The 14886-nt window shown below is 67.6% G+C and carries 17 protein-coding genes; 10 read left to right on the top strand and 7 right to left on the bottom strand.

Features of this window, described 5'->3' with window-relative positions; all coding sequences use genetic code 11:
• Positions 1-12 precede the first annotated feature (12 nt).
• Complete coding sequence (locus ACFULV_RS01115) at positions 13-1425, top strand: glycosyltransferase family 39 protein (protein WP_378651819.1); 1413 nt, start codon at positions 13-15, stop codon at positions 1423-1425.
• 17 nt (positions 1426-1442) lie between these two features.
• Here the strand turns inward: ACFULV_RS01115 and ACFULV_RS01110 are convergent, their stop codons facing one another.
• Positions 1443-2204: an alpha/beta fold hydrolase gene (locus tag ACFULV_RS01110; RefSeq protein ID WP_378651816.1), complete on the bottom strand. Its 762-nt coding sequence runs from the start codon at positions 2202-2204 to the stop codon at positions 1443-1445.
• Positions 2205-2264: 60 nt separating this feature from the next.
• On the opposite strand from ACFULV_RS01110, the gene ACFULV_RS01105 reads away from it, so the two are divergent.
• Positions 2265-2633 carry a MerR family transcriptional regulator gene (locus ACFULV_RS01105; protein WP_378632937.1) on the top strand — a complete coding sequence of 123 codons (369 nt, stop codon included), beginning with the start codon at positions 2265-2267 and terminating at the stop codon, positions 2631-2633.
• Positions 2634-2703: 70 nt separating this feature from the next.
• Here the strand turns inward: ACFULV_RS01105 and ftsX are convergent, their stop codons facing one another.
• The 6 genes from ftsX to ACFULV_RS01075 form a co-directional block, all read right to left on the bottom strand.
• The gene (ftsX, locus tag ACFULV_RS01100) at positions 2704-3606 is read right to left on the bottom strand and encodes a permease-like cell division protein FtsX (RefSeq protein ID WP_378632940.1); all 903 of its coding nucleotides are present in this window, start codon (positions 3604-3606) and stop codon (positions 2704-2706) included.
• Positions 3606-4295 (bottom strand): cell division ATP-binding protein FtsE, encoded by a 690-nt coding sequence (gene ftsE, locus ACFULV_RS01095; RefSeq protein WP_378632943.1) that lies wholly within the window; start codon positions 4293-4295, stop codon positions 3606-3608. Before ftsE ends, ftsX begins: the two co-directional genes overlap by 1 nt.
• 54 nt (positions 4296-4349) lie before the next feature.
• Positions 4350-4505, bottom strand: a complete 156-nt coding sequence (locus ACFULV_RS01090; protein WP_378632946.1) for a hypothetical protein — start codon at positions 4503-4505, stop codon at positions 4350-4352.
• Positions 4492-5349 carry a mechanosensitive ion channel family protein gene (locus tag ACFULV_RS01085; RefSeq protein WP_378632949.1) on the bottom strand — a complete coding sequence of 286 codons (858 nt, stop codon included), beginning with the start codon at positions 5347-5349 and terminating at the stop codon, positions 4492-4494. Before ACFULV_RS01085 ends, ACFULV_RS01090 begins: the two co-directional genes overlap by 14 nt.
• A 128-nt stretch (positions 5350-5477) precedes the next feature.
• Positions 5478-6596, bottom strand: coding sequence for a peptide chain release factor 2 (prfB, locus tag ACFULV_RS01080; protein ID WP_056812604.1), 1119 nt, complete (start codon positions 6594-6596; stop codon positions 5478-5480).
• Between the two features lie 44 nt (positions 6597-6640).
• Positions 6641-7498: a helix-turn-helix transcriptional regulator gene (locus tag ACFULV_RS01075; RefSeq protein ID WP_378651813.1), complete on the bottom strand. Its 858-nt coding sequence runs from the start codon at positions 7496-7498 to the stop codon at positions 6641-6643.
• Between the two features lie 141 nt (positions 7499-7639).
• Here ACFULV_RS01075 and ACFULV_RS01070 point away from each other — a divergent pair, with 141 nt between their 5' ends.
• From ACFULV_RS01070 to ACFULV_RS01035, 8 genes are all read left to right on the top strand, one after another.
• Positions 7640-8221 carry an NADPH-dependent FMN reductase gene (locus ACFULV_RS01070; protein WP_378651810.1) on the top strand — a complete coding sequence of 194 codons (582 nt, stop codon included), beginning with the start codon at positions 7640-7642 and terminating at the stop codon, positions 8219-8221.
• A gap of 122 nt (positions 8222-8343) precedes the next feature.
• Entirely contained in the window at positions 8344-9129 is a 786-nt protein-coding gene (gene hisN, locus ACFULV_RS01065; RefSeq protein ID WP_378651807.1) for a histidinol-phosphatase, read from the top strand.
• 95 nt (positions 9130-9224) lie between these two features.
• Positions 9225-11216, top strand: coding sequence for a DNA helicase RecQ (gene recQ, locus ACFULV_RS01060; protein WP_378632962.1), 1992 nt, complete (start codon positions 9225-9227; stop codon positions 11214-11216).
• 93 nt (positions 11217-11309) lie between these two features.
• Complete coding sequence (locus ACFULV_RS01055; RefSeq protein WP_378632965.1) at positions 11310-11543, top strand: hypothetical protein; 234 nt, start codon at positions 11310-11312, stop codon at positions 11541-11543.
• A gap of 317 nt (positions 11544-11860) precedes the next feature.
• Positions 11861-12469, top strand: a complete 609-nt coding sequence (locus ACFULV_RS01050) for a YdcF family protein (RefSeq protein WP_378632968.1) — start codon at positions 11861-11863, stop codon at positions 12467-12469.
• 95 nt (positions 12470-12564) lie between these two features.
• A complete protein-coding gene (locus ACFULV_RS01045; protein ID WP_378651804.1) occupies positions 12565-13503 on the top strand; it encodes an acyl-ACP desaturase in 939 nt (312 codons plus the stop codon).
• A 48-nt stretch (positions 13504-13551) separates the two neighbouring features.
• Positions 13552-14025: an SsrA-binding protein SmpB gene (gene smpB / locus ACFULV_RS01040; protein ID WP_378632974.1), complete on the top strand. Its 474-nt coding sequence runs from the start codon at positions 13552-13554 to the stop codon at positions 14023-14025.
• Positions 14022-14885 carry an EamA family transporter gene (locus ACFULV_RS01035; RefSeq protein WP_378632976.1) on the top strand — a complete coding sequence of 288 codons (864 nt, stop codon included), beginning with the start codon at positions 14022-14024 and terminating at the stop codon, positions 14883-14885. The genes smpB and ACFULV_RS01035 overlap by 4 nt, the downstream gene beginning before the upstream one ends.
• Position 14886 lies beyond the last annotated feature (1 nt).

Raw genomic sequence — 14886 nt, 5'->3', positions numbered from 1 at the left:
CACGCTGGTCGGGTGCCCGTCATCGCGCCGGTTTTCGCGCTCGTCCTGCTGGTGACCTCGGGGCGCTACGGCTACCACCGCGACGAGCTGTACTTCCTGGCCGCGGGTCGGCGGCTGGACTGGTCTTACCCCGATCAGCCGCCGTTGTCGCCGTTTCTGGCCAGACTCATGGCTGCGGTCGATCCCGATTCGTTATGTGTCATGAGATTGCCCGCCATCGCCGCGGCGACGTTCGTCGTGGTGTGTGCCGGCCTGATGGCGGGGGAGTTGGGTGGTGGGCGTGGCGCGCGAGCCCTGGCGGCCGGTGCGGTCGCGAGTTCCGCGCTGATGATGGGCGTGGGGCATCTGCTGGGGACGACGGTGTTCGATCTGGCGGCCTGGTCGCTGATCTGTCTGCTCGTGCTGAAGCTCGGGCGGGATCCGCGATGGTGGCTGGTGCTCGGATCGGTCGTCGGGATCGGGCTCCAGAACAAGGTACTGCTGATCGTGCCGGTCGGTGTGCTGGCCGCGACCCTGGCATCGACTGGACAACGAAAGTTGTTCGCGACCAGGTACTTCGGGTTCGCTGTCGGCATTGCGCTGGTGGTGTGGTCGCCGTATCTGTGGTGGCAGGCCGGCAACGGGTGGCCGCAGTGGGAGCTGAGCAGAGCCATCGCCGGTGGTTCGTCGGGTACCTCGGATACGCCGATCATGTTCGTGCTCTTGCAGTTCGGGCTGTTCGGGCCGCTGCTGGTTCCGCTGTGGGGGTACGGATTGTGGCGGTTGTGGAATTCGCGGTGGCGGGCGTTTGCGCTGACCTACGCGGTGCTGTTCGTGGTATTTCTCGTGACCGGCGGCAAGGCCTACTACCTCGGCGGGATGTACCCGGTGCTGTTCGCGGCGGGTGCTGTAGGTGTGTTCCGGTGGCTGGGTGAGGACCGAAAACGCTGGGCGGCAGTCACTTCGGTGCTCACGGTCAACGCGGTGATGTCGGCGGTGTTGTTCCTGCCGGTGCTGCCGGTCGCGTGGTTGCGCGACTCCGCGGTCCTCGCGATCAACTACGACGCGGGCGAGACCATCGCCTGGCCCCGCTACGTCGAACAGATCGCCGCTGCCCGCCCACCCGGTGTCCCCATCCTCACCGCCAACTACGGCGAAGCGGGTGCGATCGAGCACTACGGACCTGAATATGACCTGACCACACCGTATTCCGGCCACAACGCCTACTGGTGGTGGGGACCTCCGCCCGACACCGCGACAGAGGTCCTCACCGTCGGCATCGACCATCGGCGACTCACCGAGCTGTGTTCGATCGTCGAACCCGCGGGTGTGCTCGACAACGGTCTCGGCATCGACAACGACGAACAGGGTGAGCCGATGTTCGTCTGCCGGAACCCGATCCGGCCGTGGTCGCAGCTATGGCCGCAGCTGCGCACGCTCGGGTGATCGGTGGTTCGCGGGTGCTAGAGCCCGTGCCGATCGAGGAAATCGGTGAGCAGCTTCTGCCACTCGTCGGGACGCTCGACCATGACCACATGGCCTGCTTCGATTTCCGCGTATTCGGCGCCGGGTATCCCCGCGGCGAGTGCCCGCGAGTTCTCCGGATCGACGAGCAGATCGGCGGTGGTGGCGACGACGAGAGTCGGGACCGAGACAGTGGCGAGATCGGCGGTGGTGTCGACGGTTTCGATCAGGGCCGCCTGTTGGCGGGTACCGCCGGGGATCGAGCCGGCCGTCTGCCGGACCATCTCGTCGACTGTCGGTGCCGGAAGGCTGTTGACGAAATCCGTGGAGAAACCGGTGAGCAGAACCAAGCGGGCAAAGGATTCGTGCGCGCCCCGGTCGAGGAGGTCCCGCCAGGCCTGCACGGCCAACCGGGCTCGATTGTCGGGTGCGGCCAACCCGGCGGTGAGCAGCAGGCCCGTGACACGGTCGGGATGACGTGCGGCAGCGCGCACGGCCACCGCGGTGCCGAGGGAGAAACCGACGATGGTGAAGGTCGGGACACCGGCGTCGGTGGCGGCCGCTACCAGGGCATCGGCGAGGTCATCGAGCGTCAGCGCGGTGTCGTCGCCGGGGTAGTCGGGGGCGACCACGGTGTGCCCGGCCGCGAGCGCGGGGATCACGGTGCCGAAGTTGCTCTCGATCGAGCCACCCCCGCCGTGCGCGAGGAGAATGCCGGGGCCGGCGCCGTGGATGCTGGTCTGGAGCGGAATGGTTGTCATACGGGCGACGTTAGGGATTCACATGGATGTGAAGGTCAAGCCGAAGGTGCCGGTGGTCACATGCTGATCGGCGAATTGGCGCGACGCACCGGGGTCGCCACCCGGCTGCTGCGCTACTACGAGGAACAGGGTCTGCTGCATCCGCACCGCGACAGCAACGGTTACCGCAGTTATCCGGCATCGGCGGTAGCGGCGGTCGCCCGGATCAGGGAACTGCTGGCCGCGGGACTGAACACCGATGACATCGCCCTGCTCATGCCGTGCGCCGAGGACGCGGGACCGGTGCAAGCCTGCGAGATGTCGGTGCGGATCATGGCCGATAGAACCGCCGAACTGGACCGACGCATCGCCGACCTCGACCGCCAGCGATCCCGACTCGCCGCTCAACTCGGCGCCAGCCTCGCCCACGCCGGGACGGGCTTGACGTAACCAGCACGCTTGGTGTCGTCTGCCGTCGACGCGGCGGGACCGATCGAGCTGGGCCCGCCGCGCCCAAACCTTATTCGCGCACGTAGTAGCGCAGGGTCAGGTAGGCGGTGACGGCGGCGAAGACGATGCCGACGGGCGCGATCGTCAGGGCAACCACGGCGATGTCGTCGCCGGTGATGCGCGGGAAGACATTGCTGTCGAACAGCGGGCCCAGCGCCCGGTCGATCACCAGCGGCCGGGCGATCACCAGGCCGAGGATCGCGAGTACCGAACCGACGAAGGCGGCCGCGACCGCTTCGAGCAGGAACGGAAGCTGGGTATACCAGCGGGTCGCGCCCACCAGGCGCATGATGCCGACTTCCGTGCGCCGCGTGAACGCGGCGATCTGCACCATGTTCAGCACCAGCAGCATCGCGGCCAGCGCCATCACCAGCGCCAAACCGAACGCGGCATTGCGCAGCCCGTCGAACAGGCTGGTCAGCCGGTCGACGAACTCCTTGTCGTTGGCCACGATCCGCACACCCGGCCGCGTCGCGAAACTGTCGTAGATGTGCTGATACTGATCGGCGTCGGTCATCTTCACCCGCAACGAGGCAGGCAGTGGCGAGTCGGAGATGTACTGCACCATCTCCGGCTGATCCGCGAACAGCTTCTTCGCCTCTTCCAGCGCGTCGGCGCGGTTGAGGAACTGCACGCTCTCCACACCCGAGGTCTGCTTGAGGTCGGCGAGCAGCGACTTGCACGGGTCGGCGGCGCAGTCGGGATCGGTGTCGGAGACCGCGTCGTCGAGATAGAAGCGCACCTCGAGGCGGCCGATGAAGAAGTTCTCGGTCTTGTCGGCCATCCGCACCGACAGCATGCCGCCGCCGAGCATCATCAGCGACACGGCCGTGGTCAGGATCATCGCGATGGTCATCGTGAGATTGCGGCGCAGGCCGTCGACGACCTCGGTGAACAGGAAACTCAGTCGCATTATCGACCCACCCCGTAGACGCCGGTCGCTTCGTCGCGCACGAGTCTGCCGTGGTCGAGTTCCACCACCCGCCTTCGCATGGCGTCGACGATGTGATTGTCGTGGGTGGCCATCAGCACCGTGGTGCCGACGCGATTGATCCGTTCGAGCAGGGCCATGATGTCGGCGCTGGTGTCGGGGTCGAGGTTGCCGGTCGGCTCGTCGGCGAGCAGGACCAGCGGCCGGTTGACGAACGCGCGCGCGATCGCGACCCGCTGCTGCTCACCACCGGACAGCTCCGACGGCAACCGCTGTCCCTTACCACCGAGCCCGACCATGTCGAGCACCTCGGGCACCGTCCGGTCGATGAACTGGCGCCGCTTGCCGATCACCTCCAGCGCGAACGCGACGTTCTGTTCCACGGTCTTCTGCTGCAACAGCCGGAAGTCCTGGAACACGCAGCCGATCCGCTGCCGCAACTTGGGCACCTTCCGGCCGGGCAAGCGGTCGACGCGGAAATCCGCGACCCGGATCTCGCCCGATGTCGGCGCCTCTTCCTTGAGCAGGAGTCGCATGAAGGTCGACTTGCCCGAACCGGACGGGCCGATGATGAAGACGAACTCGCCTTTTTCCACATCGACGGAAACGTTGTCCAGCGCCGGTCGCGTCGAGGTCTCGTACGACTTGGTCACGTTGCGCATGGTGATCACGGGGAGCCAGTGTAACCAGCGAACCAGCCGTCTCAGCGGGACGCGGCGCGTCGATCAGGGTTGGGGGTCGGCATTCACCCAGGTCGGTACGGCGTTGAGGAACGTCGTCGGGCCCTCGGCGGCGGTATCGGTGGGTTTGACGAACAGGTACACGACAAACGTCGACAGCCACGCCGCCATCAGGATCGCTGTGGACTTACGTGGTTTCACTGATTCCCTCCTTACGCAGGGCCGCGGCGACGCGTACGCGCAGTTCGCGACCCACTTCGAATTGTTTGCCTGGCAATGTGCGGGCAACCATCCGGATGTTCATCACGTCGAGCGAGAGATCTTCGACACCCATCACCGACGGCTCGTCGAGCAGCAGCGGTTTGAGGCGGCGATCCTCGTAGGCCTTGGTGCACACCGCGTGCAGGATCTCGTTGATCTTGGTGATATCGGCCTGCGCCGACACCGGGACGTCGATCGCGGCCCGCGCCCAATCCTTGGACAGATTGGTGACTTTCACGATCTGCCCGTTGGGGACGATGATCACCTCGCCGTCGGAGTTACGCAGCGTGGTGATGCGCAGCGTCACGTCCTCGACGGTGCCCTCGGCCGGGTCGGCGGAGCCGGTGACCGAGATCTGCACCACGTCACCGAAGCCGTATTGGCGCTCGGTGATCAGGAAGAACCCGGCCAGAATGTCCTGGACGATGCGCTGCGCGCCGAAACCGAGCGCGGCACCGAGCACCGCCGCCGGCGCGACCAGACCCGTCACCGCGAAGCCCAGCCTGCGCAACACCTCCATGCCGACCAGCACGTACACGATGGTCAGCACCACCCACGTGACCACCTGTGCCAGCGCGTGACGGTGCTTGGCCGCTTCGGTGCGAACCAGGGCGTCACTGGTCTGGAAACCCGAGTCGATCTTGGTGGTCACCCGATCGCGCAGGAACGCGGCGAACCGGCCGAACAGCATCGCGCCGACGATCAGCAGGACGATTTCCAGCCCACTGGAACGCATCCAGTCGCTGATCTCGGGTCCGCTGCTGGCCGCGAGGACGTCGGTCATCGCGTCTCCTTCATGGACCTGCACAGGCACAGTTTCGGTTCGGTCGAACGCACACCAGAAAGGTTACAGGTCGGTCACGGCGTGCGGTCAAACGTGCTGAAGCGCACGGTTTGTGAGCGAACAGCTGGCTACGCGTCGTCCTGATCGCGCATGCGCCAACGGATTCCGGACTCGATGAAGCCGTCGATGTCGCCGTCGAGGACCGCGGTCGGATTGTTGACTTCGTGGTTGGTGCGCAGGTCCTTGACCATCTGGTACGGGTGCAGCACGTAGGAACGCATCTGGTTGCCCCACGACGCGCCCTCGTTGGTCTTGAGCGCGTCCATCGTGGCGCGCTCCTCCTGGCGCTTGCGCTCGAGCAGCTTGGCCTGCAGCACGCGCATGGCCGAGATCTTGTTCTGCAGCTGCGACTTCTCGTTCTGGCAGGTCACGACGATGCCGGTGGGAATGTGGGTCAGGCGCACCGCGGAGTCGGTGGTGTTGACCGACTGGCCGCCGGGGCCCGACGAGCGGTACACGTCGACCCGGATCTCGCCCTCGGGGATCTCGATGTGGTCGGTCGTCTCCACCACCGGCAGGACCTCGACCTCGGCGAAGGAGGTCTGGCGACGGCCCTGGTTGTCGAACGGGCTGATCCGGACCAGGCGGTGCGTGCCCATCTCCACCGACAGCGTGCCGTAGGCGTAGGGCGCCTTGACCGCGAAGGTGGCGCTCTTGAGGCCCGCCTCCTCGGCGTAAGAGGTGTCGTAGACCTCGACGGGGAACTTGTGCCGCTCGGCCCAGCGGATGTACATGCGCATCAGCATCATCGCCCAGTCGGCGGCGTCGACGCCGCCGGCGCCGGAACGGATGTTGACCAGCGCGTCACGCTTGTCGTATTCGCCCGAGAGCAGGGTGCGCACTTCCATCGCCTCGACGTCCACGCGCAGTGCGGCGCGCTCGGCATCGGCGTCGGCGGTGGCTTCGGCGGCGGCCGCGTCCTCTTCGGCCTCGGCCAGTTCGTAGAGCACCGGCAGGTCCTCGAGCCGCTGGCGCAGATCCTCGACACGGCGCAATTCGCTCTGCGCGTGCGAGAGCTCACTGGTCACCTGCTGGGCGTGCTCCTGGTTGTTCCACAACTCGGGATCGGCGGCCTGGTGCTCGAGTTCATCGATGCGGCGGCGTAGTTCCTCGACATCGAGGACCGACTCGACCGTCTTGAGCGTGGTGTCGAGTTCTGCGAGGTCGGCGATAACGTCAGGATGCACGATGTCCTAGGCTACCGGTCCCGTCCGACACAGTGCCTATTCGGTCAGCTTGCGATGGACCGCAGGCCCCCCGGGCGGCGTCCGACCAGCCGGTCGAGGGCGTTCGCGCTGGCCTCGTCGGCCGGGAGCAGGACGTAGAGCGACTGGTCGTCGTCGATGGACAGATCCAGCGATTCGTAGGCCAGCCGCAGCGTGCCCGCCTCGGGGTGATCGATGCGGTTGATCCCGCCCGACGGGGGCAGACCGGGCAGCGTCGCGAGGCGATCGGTGAAGGCGCTGCCCGCCGTCACGGTGAGCTCGTCGACCAGGGCGGCGACCATCGGATCGGCGCGGAACGGGCCCTGCTTGAGCGAAGCGACCAGCTTGTCGGCAGCCGATCCCCACTCCGGGTACAGCGCGCGGGCGCCCGGGTGGGTGAACACGAATCGGGCGACGTTGGCGGGCTCGCCCTGCTCGAACAGTCCCGCGGGCGCCATCAACTTCCGGTAGCCCTCGGTGCAGGCCAGGATCTCGGTGAAGCGGTTGGTGATCGCGGCGGGCGCCGGTTCCAGCTGGGCGAGGATCGCCAGGATCGTCGGACGCACCGTGCGGTTGGGACCGTTCTCGGCAGCGCCACAACTGAAACCGGACACGCCTTTGCTGAGTTGATGCAGGTGAACGCGTTCGCGAGGACTCAGCCGCAACGTCTCGGCCAGCGCGGACAACACCTGAGCGGAGGGATGGCTGTCGCGGCCCTGCTCGAGCCGGATCAGATATTCGACGCTGACACCCGCCAGCATCGCGACCTCGGCGCGACGCAGACCCGGCGTGCGCCTGCGTTGTCCGGCGGGCAGCCCGACCTCGGCGGGGGAGACCGCTTCGCGGCGGGTCCGCAGGAACAGCCCGAGTTCGTTGTCGCTCACCTCTTCGACGGTACCCAGCGCGGCGCCACGCAGAGTGGCCGTGCCACTACCACTCTCAGCGTGGTCTCCCTGCGACGCTCGCGGTCCGCGAGATTTGGTCGTACCGGCTGATCGAGCCGGTACGACGAACAGGAGAACATCGTGTCCACGCTGAAGCTCGCGATCATCATCGGCAGTGTCCGTGACGGACGATTCGGCCCCGTCGTCGCGAACTGGTTCGCCCAGCAGGTCGACGATCGCTTCGAGGTCGACATCATCGACCTCGCCGACACCGCCCTGCCCGCCCTGCCCACCGTGCCGCCCGCCCTCGACCCCGACCCGGTCCGCCCCGCCGGTATGCGCGACCTCACCGACCGCCTGGCCGCGGCCGACGCCTACGTCATCGTCACACCCGATTACAACCGCAGCTACCCCGCCGCCCTCAAAGCCGCCATCGACTGGCACTTCACCCAGTGGGACGCCAAGGCGATCGGCTTCGTCGGTTACAGCGGCGGCTCCGGCGGACTCCTGGCCATCGAACACCTCCGCCAGGTGTTCAACGAACTCAACGCCCACACTGTGCGCCACTACGTCTCGTTCCCGCGCTACTACATGCTCTTCGACGAGACCGGCCAACTCCACGACCCGCAGGAACCAGAAGCCGCCGCCACGGCCCTGCTCGACCAGCTGCACTGGTGGACAAGTGCTCTGGTCGCAGCGAAAACAGCCCAGGTCGTGGCCTGACCGGGCGGCTTTCGCACGTTCTCACGCACCCGGCCGGAGCCGCTGAGCTGGGGCGGGCAACGGCAGCGATGTTCACCGCGCCGCGAACTCGAGCGCGCCGGCTCGGCGAATACACTCCCACCGTGGCTGCCTACTCCGCTGACCTGGACCTTGCCCTGCGACTGGCCGACCAGGCCGACGCCATCTCCCTCGAGCGCTTCGGCGCCGTCGACCTCAAAGTCGACTCGAAACCGGACCTCACCCCGGTCTCGGACGCCGATCTCGCGGTAGAACAGCTGATCCGCCGCGTACTCGCCGACGAACGCCCCGCCGACGCCGTGCTCGGTGAGGAGTTCGGCGGTGACGCCGAGTTCAGCGGCAGGCAATGGGTGGTCGACCCGATCGACGGCACCAAGAACTTCGTTCGCGGCGTACCGGTGTGGGCCAGCCTGATCTCCCTGCTGGAGGACGGTGTCCCGGTGGTCGGCGTGGTGAGCGCGCCCGCACTGGGCAGGCGGTGGTGGGCCGCCGCCGGTTCGGGTGCATGGGTACAGGTCCACCCCGGAGCGCCCAAGCCGATCTCGGTATCCGCGGTCGCCGACCTCGACGCCGCGAGCCTGGCCTTCTCCAGTCTGTCCGGCTGGCACGAGCGCGGTCTACGCGAGAAGTTCATCGACCTCACCGATGCCGTCTGGCGAGTCCGCGGTTACGGCGACTTCTTCAACTATTGCCTGGTCGCGGAGGGTGCGGTCGATATCGCGGCCGAGCCGGAGGTCTCCCTGTGGGACCTGGCCGCCCTCGACATCCTGGTCCGTGAGGCGGGTGGCGCGTTCACCTCCCTGGACGGGCGCTCCGGCCCGCACGGCGGCGACGCGATGGCCTCCAACGGCCTGCTCCAAGACGAGGTCCTCGGCCGTTTGCGCGGGTGAATCGAAGTTATCCACAGGTGCGCAACTTCGGCATCCGCCGCCGTCGGCTCCGGTCGACGGGCTGCGCGACCGGCGCTCGCTCGTAGGATGGCCCGGTGAGCAATTCCGGCGCCACAGCCCCCGATGTCGACGACTTCCCGCCCGAGGACTTCCCACCCGACGACGCGTACCCGTCCGACGGCGGGTACGTCTCCGAGCACGATTTCGCCGATACCGGCGGCTTCCACTTCGACGATCTCGCCCCGGCCACCCCGGGCCGGGTCGCGGCTCCCGATCGCGCTGAGACAGCCGACGAGGTACTACGCCGCGTCTTCGGCTACGACAGTTTCCGCGGCGACCAGGCGGCCATCGTCGAACAGGTCGTCGGCGGTGGCGACGCGCTGGTACTGATGCCGACCGGTGGCGGCAAATCCCTCTGCTACCAGGTCCCCTCGCTGGTCCGCGAGGGCGTCGGCGTCGTCGTCTCACCGCTGATCGCCCTCATGCAGGACCAGGTCGACGCGCTGAGCGCCCTCGGTGTGCGGGCCGGTTTTCTCAACTCCACCCAGTCGCCGGATCAGCGGCGGACCGTGGAGGCGCAGTTCGTGTCGGGCGATCTGGACTTGCTGTACCTGGCGCCGGAACGCCTACGACTGGAAGCCACGCTACGGCTGCTCGATCGCGGCAAGATCGCCCTGTTCGCGATCGACGAGGCGCACTGCGTGTCGCAGTGGGGCCACGACTTCCGGCCCGACTACCTCGCGCTGTCGCTGGTGCACGAACGCTGGCCCGATGTCCCGCGCATCGCGCTCACCGCGACCGCCACCGAGAAGACCGCCGCCGAGATCGTCGAACGGCTGGATCTGGGCGCCGCGAAACAGTTCATCTCCAGCTTCGACAGGCCCAACATCCAGTACCGGATCGAATCGAAGAACCGCGCCGACCGTCAGCTGCTCGACTTCATCCGCGCCGAGCATCCCGGCGACGCGGGCATCGTCTACTGCCTCTCGCGCAATTCGGTGGAGAAGACCGCGGCCATGCTCAACGAGAACGGCATCCGCGCGGTGCCCTATCACGCGGGCCTGGATTTCCGCACCCGTGCCGAGAACCAGTCCAGATTCCTGCGCGAGGACGGCCTGATCGTCGTCGCCACCATCGCCTTCGGCATGGGCATCGACAAACCCGACGTGCGCTTCGTGGCCCACCTCGACCTGCCGAAATCGGTCGAGGGGTACTACCAGGAGACCGGCCGCGCGGGCCGCGACGGCCTGCCGTCGACAGCCTGGATGGTCTACGGCCTCAATGATGTTGTGCAGCAACGCAAGATGATCGACTCCAGCGAGGGCGACGCGGCACATCGCAGACAGCTGCAACTACACCTCGATGCCATGCTCGCCCTGTGCGAGACCGTCGGCTGCCGTCGCGCGCGGCTGCTCAACTATTTCGGTCAGACCGGTGGCGCCTGCGGCAACTGCGATGTGTGCCTGAACCCGCCCGAGACCTGGGACGGCACGGTGCCCGCGCAGAAGCTGCTGTCCACGGTGCTGCGGCTCAAACGCGAACGCGGACAATCGTTCGGCGCGGGCCACCTCGTCGACATCCTGCTCGGCAAGACCAACCAGAAGATCACCCAGCATCGGCACAACGAGCTGTCGGTGTTCGGCATCGGCACCGATCTGCGCGATACCGAATGGCGCGGGGTGGTGCGGCAGCTGCTCGCGGGCGGCCTGCTGGCGGTACAGGGCGAATACGGTGTCCTCGCACTGACCGACGAGAGCAACGAGGTGCTGTTCGAGGGCAGGAAGGTGCCGATGCGGCGCGAGCCCGAACGCGCCGCCCGCCCCGCGCGCAGCGCGAAATCGGCCAAGGCGACCGCCGACCTGCCCGCAGCGGACGTCGGAGTGTTCGAGCGCCTGCGGGCCTGGCGTGCCGCGACGGCGAAGGAACAGGGCGTGCCCGCCTACGTGGTGTTCCACGACGCCACCCTGCGCGAGATCGCCGCGCGCAAACCCGCCGACCTCGCCGCGCTCGGCACCGTCGCCGGCGTCGGCGAGAACAAGTTGGCTCGCTACGGCGAGGGGGTGCTGACCACACTGGCCGGGGAGTAGCGGTGCACCTGCGCCTCCCCGCCCAGCAGGGGGTACACGCGCGGCGGCGAGGAACCCGCACCGAATCGGACGACGCCGAGTTACTGTCGAGTCATGGCGAACGGTGAAGGCTCGGACGACGATACGTCGGGCAGCAGCCCGAGTGCGGGAGCCGATACTCCGACACCCCCGATGCCGCACCGCCACATCGACCCGGTCGTCGCACCCACCCTCCTCGGCGCCCACCACGGCGCGATCCACCGTGGCAGGCCACGCTGGTCGACCCTCGCGCTGATCGCCATCTTCACCGCCGCCTTGGTCCTCTACCTCGTACTGAGCCCCGGCTGACGTTCCGCCGCCGCCCGATCGGCCGAGTTCGACAACGTCCCAGACACCGCTGCCGGATCCAGTGCTGTGTCACTGACGGCCGTGTTCCAGCGATCGCCCTCGCTGCCCGCCGATCGATCGCGTGCTCGCCACGTCCTCGTATGCCCCGGCGTCCGATTCCGGAAATTTTGCGATGCCACGCACCAGCGGTGGCCGACATACGCATGTGAGTTGTCGTAGCCGCAGGTCAAAGGGATACCTGACGTCGACGACCCGGCGCACCGTTGCCGAGCGGGACCGATCACGGAGATCGGCCCGAGCTCGAGGAGGCGACGGCAATGGTGCGGTGGACTTGGGGCAAGCGTGTGGTGTGCGCGGCGATAGCGGTCACGGGATTGGCCTGCGTGCCGGTACCCGCCGGTGCCGACTTTCCGGCCCCACCCGGTCTCGACTTCGCGCGGGCGCTGGGCACACCGACCCTGCCCGGCATCTACGGCCCCGACACCGCCGTCGTGGTCCTCGGCTACGGCCTGACCCCGGAGGGCACGATGCGCGAGGAACTCGTGCGACGACTGCGCGCGGGCCTGGCCCAAGCCGTCTTCGCGCCGTGGTCGCCGATCATCGTCACCGGCGGCAACCCGCAAGCCGGTCTGTCCGAAGCCGACGCCATGGCCGAGTGGCTGATCGGCGCCGGCATCGACGAGAGCCGGATCCTGCGCGAATCCGAGGCCGACTCGACGGTGGCCAACGCTCGTAACACCGCGGCAGTGCTCGCCGACAAGGGCTTGCGCTCGGTCGTTCTGGTCACCTCCGAGGACCACATCGCCCGGGCCAGAGGCGCATTCGCCGACGCGGGCGTCCTGGTTGTCGGCGACCTCACGCCCGACCGCGCCCAGTGGGATTCGGTGCCACTGCACGTCGGCAGCTTCGGCCCCGCACCGCTGTGACCGATCATCGCCGCACGTCGGCAGTTGTGATGAGTAGTCGCGGAAATCTCGGCAATACCCCCGAGAACCCACCCTTCGCCTCGTAGCGTCGACCCATGACGCTCCACCTGTCCGACAGCGACATCCTCGCCGAGCTCGAGCCGACGGCCGAAGCCAATCTCAACGACCACCTGTCCAAGGCCAAGATGTGGCACCCCCACGACTACGTGCCGTGGGACGAGGGCCGCAACTTCGCGGCCATGGGCGGCGACGACTGGGATCCCGAGCAGTCGCGACTGAGCGAGGTCGCCAAGGCGGCGATGATCACCAACCTGCTCACCGAGGACAACCTGCCCTCCTACCACCGCGAACTCGCCGACACCTTCGGCTTCGACAACGCCTGGGGCACCTGGGTCGGCCGGTGGACCGCCGAGGAGAACCGCCACGGCATCGTTTTGCGTGACTACCTCGTCGTGACCCGCGCCGTCGACCCGGTCGCGCTCGAAGAGGCCAGGATGTCGCACATGACCGCGGGCATCGCCAAGCCGGAGAAGGGTTCGCAGTTCCTCAAGGGCGTCGCCTACGTCACGTTGCAGGAGCTCGCGACCAGAATCAGCCACCGCAACACCGGCGCGCTGTGCGACGACCCGGTCGCCGATCGCATGCTGGCCCGGATCGCGGCCGACGAGAACCTGCACATGATCTTCTACCGCAAGCTCTGCGCGGCGGCCCTCGACCTCACGCCCGACGAGGCCATGCGGGCCATCACCGACGTGATCCTGCGTTTCCAGATGCCCGGCCTCAACCAGCCCAACTTCCGCCGCAACGCGGTGCTGCTCGCCAAGCACGGCGTGTACGACCTGCGCCAGCACCTCGATGTCGTCTTGCGCCCGACCCTGCGGATCTGGCGAATCTTCGAGCGCACCGATTTCGGTCCCGAAGGCGAGATCGCCCGCGACGAGCTGCACACCTACCTGCTCGACCTCGAGGTCAAGGCGGCCCGTTTCGAGGAGCAGCGCGACCGCGCACTGGCCAGGGCGGCCGCCCGGGTCTGAGTCAGCCATGGAATAAAGCGCTGGCGCCGTCACTTACAGTTGACCGTTATGAAGGAAAAGGGGCGCAAGGTCATCGCGACCAACCGCCGGGCGCGGCACAACTACACGATCCTCGACACCTATGAGGCGGGGATCGCGCTGGTCGGCACCGAGGTGAAGAGCCTGCGTGAGGGCAAGGCCTCGCTGGTCGACGCCTTCGCGACCGTCGACCACGGTGAGGTCTGGTTGCGCGGGTTGCACATCCCGGAGTTCAGCCACGGCACCTGGACCAATCATTCGCCGCGCCGCACCCGCAAGCTGCTGCTGCACAAGCGTGAGATCGAGCACCTGGTCGGCAAGTCGCGCGAGGGCAACCAGACGCTGGTGCCGCTGTCGATGTACTTCTCCGACGGCAAGGTGAAAGTGGAGCTCGCCCTCGCCAAGGGCAAGCAGGACTACGACAAGCGTCAGGATCTGGCCCGCAAGCAGGCCGAGCGCGAGGTCACCCGTGAAGTAGGTCGGCGGGTCAAAGGCATGCGTTGATCTCCGTAGTGCTCGCCCTCGTCGCGGCGGCGGGCTACGGAGTCAGCGACTTCTTCGGCGGGATCGCCGCGCGCAGGGTCACGGCGCTGCGTGTGGTTGTGGTGTCGTACCCGTTTTCCGTGCTGCTGGTCTTGCTGATCGCGCCGCTGGTGGGCGGGCATGCCGACACGGCGTCGGTGCTGTGGGGTCTGGCCGCCGGTGTGGCCAGCGGCTTGGCGGTGTGGTGGTTCTACGCCGCGCTCGCCGACGGTCCGATGTCGGTGGTGTCGCCGCTGACCGCGGTGCTGGTCGCGGGGATACCGGTCATCGCCGGGTTCTTTCTCGGCGAACGGCCCGGCTCGATCGCGATCGCGGGCATCGCCGTGGCCCTGGTCGCGGTGGTGCTCGTGAGCCGGGAGGCACCCGACGAAACCACCGAGGAGATCACCGGCGGCAGGCAACTGCGTTTCACCCGCCGGGTCGCGCTCCTCACGATCGGGTCGGGCGCCGCGTTCGGTTTCGCGTTCTACTTCCTGCACGAAACGAGCGCGAGCGCCGGACTGTGGCCCCTGCTCGCCCAGCGGGTGGCGGCCACCGCGGTCGTGTGGACATCGGCGCTGGCGGCAGGCGAATTCCGCGGACTGCACGGTGAACCCTTGCGCTTGGCCCTGGCGGTCGGCGTGCTCGATGTGATCGCCAATGCCGCGCTGCTCTACGCCTTCCACGGCGCGATGCTGTCGGTGGTGAGCGTGATCGGCTCGCTGTATCCGGCGGCGACCGTGCTGCTGGCGATGGTCCTGCTCGGCGAACGCATCAGCGCCACCCAGAAGGTCGGTATGGTGCTCGCGCTCACGGCGGTCGCCATGATCGCCGCGAGCTGAT

Origin of the sequence: Nocardia sp. NPDC057272, assembly GCF_042668615.1 — a bacterium.
In the GTDB taxonomy this organism is placed as follows: Bacteria; Actinomycetota; Actinomycetes; order Mycobacteriales; family Mycobacteriaceae; genus Nocardia.
This window is presented reverse-complemented; position numbering and strand designations above follow the sequence as displayed.

What these genes read in the sequence shown, in the direction of transcription:
- ACFULV_RS01045 (WP_378651804.1), top strand. Translation starts at nt 12,565, where the DNA reads ATGACGCTCCACCTGTCCGACAGCGACATCCTCGCCGAGCTCGAGCCG.
- ACFULV_RS01055 (WP_378632965.1), top strand. Translation starts at nt 11,310, where the DNA reads ATGGCGAACGGTGAAGGCTCGGACGACGATACGTCGGGCAGCAGCCCG.
- ACFULV_RS01105 (WP_378632937.1), top strand. Translation starts at nt 2,265, where the DNA reads ATGCTGATCGGCGAATTGGCGCGACGCACCGGGGTCGCCACCCGGCTG.
- ACFULV_RS01085 (WP_378632949.1), bottom strand. Translation starts at nt 5,349, where the DNA reads ATGACCGACGTCCTCGCGGCCAGCAGCGGACCCGAGATCAGCGACTGG.
- ACFULV_RS01050 (WP_378632968.1), top strand. Translation starts at nt 11,861, where the DNA reads ATGGTGCGGTGGACTTGGGGCAAGCGTGTGGTGTGCGCGGCGATAGCG.
- ACFULV_RS01110 (WP_378651816.1), bottom strand. Translation starts at nt 2,204, where the DNA reads ATGACAACCATTCCGCTCCAGACCAGCATCCACGGCGCCGGCCCCGGC.
- ftsX (WP_378632940.1), bottom strand. Translation starts at nt 3,606, where the DNA reads ATGCGACTGAGTTTCCTGTTCACCGAGGTCGTCGACGGCCTGCGCCGC.
- smpB (WP_378632974.1), top strand. Translation starts at nt 13,552, where the DNA reads ATGAAGGAAAAGGGGCGCAAGGTCATCGCGACCAACCGCCGGGCGCGG.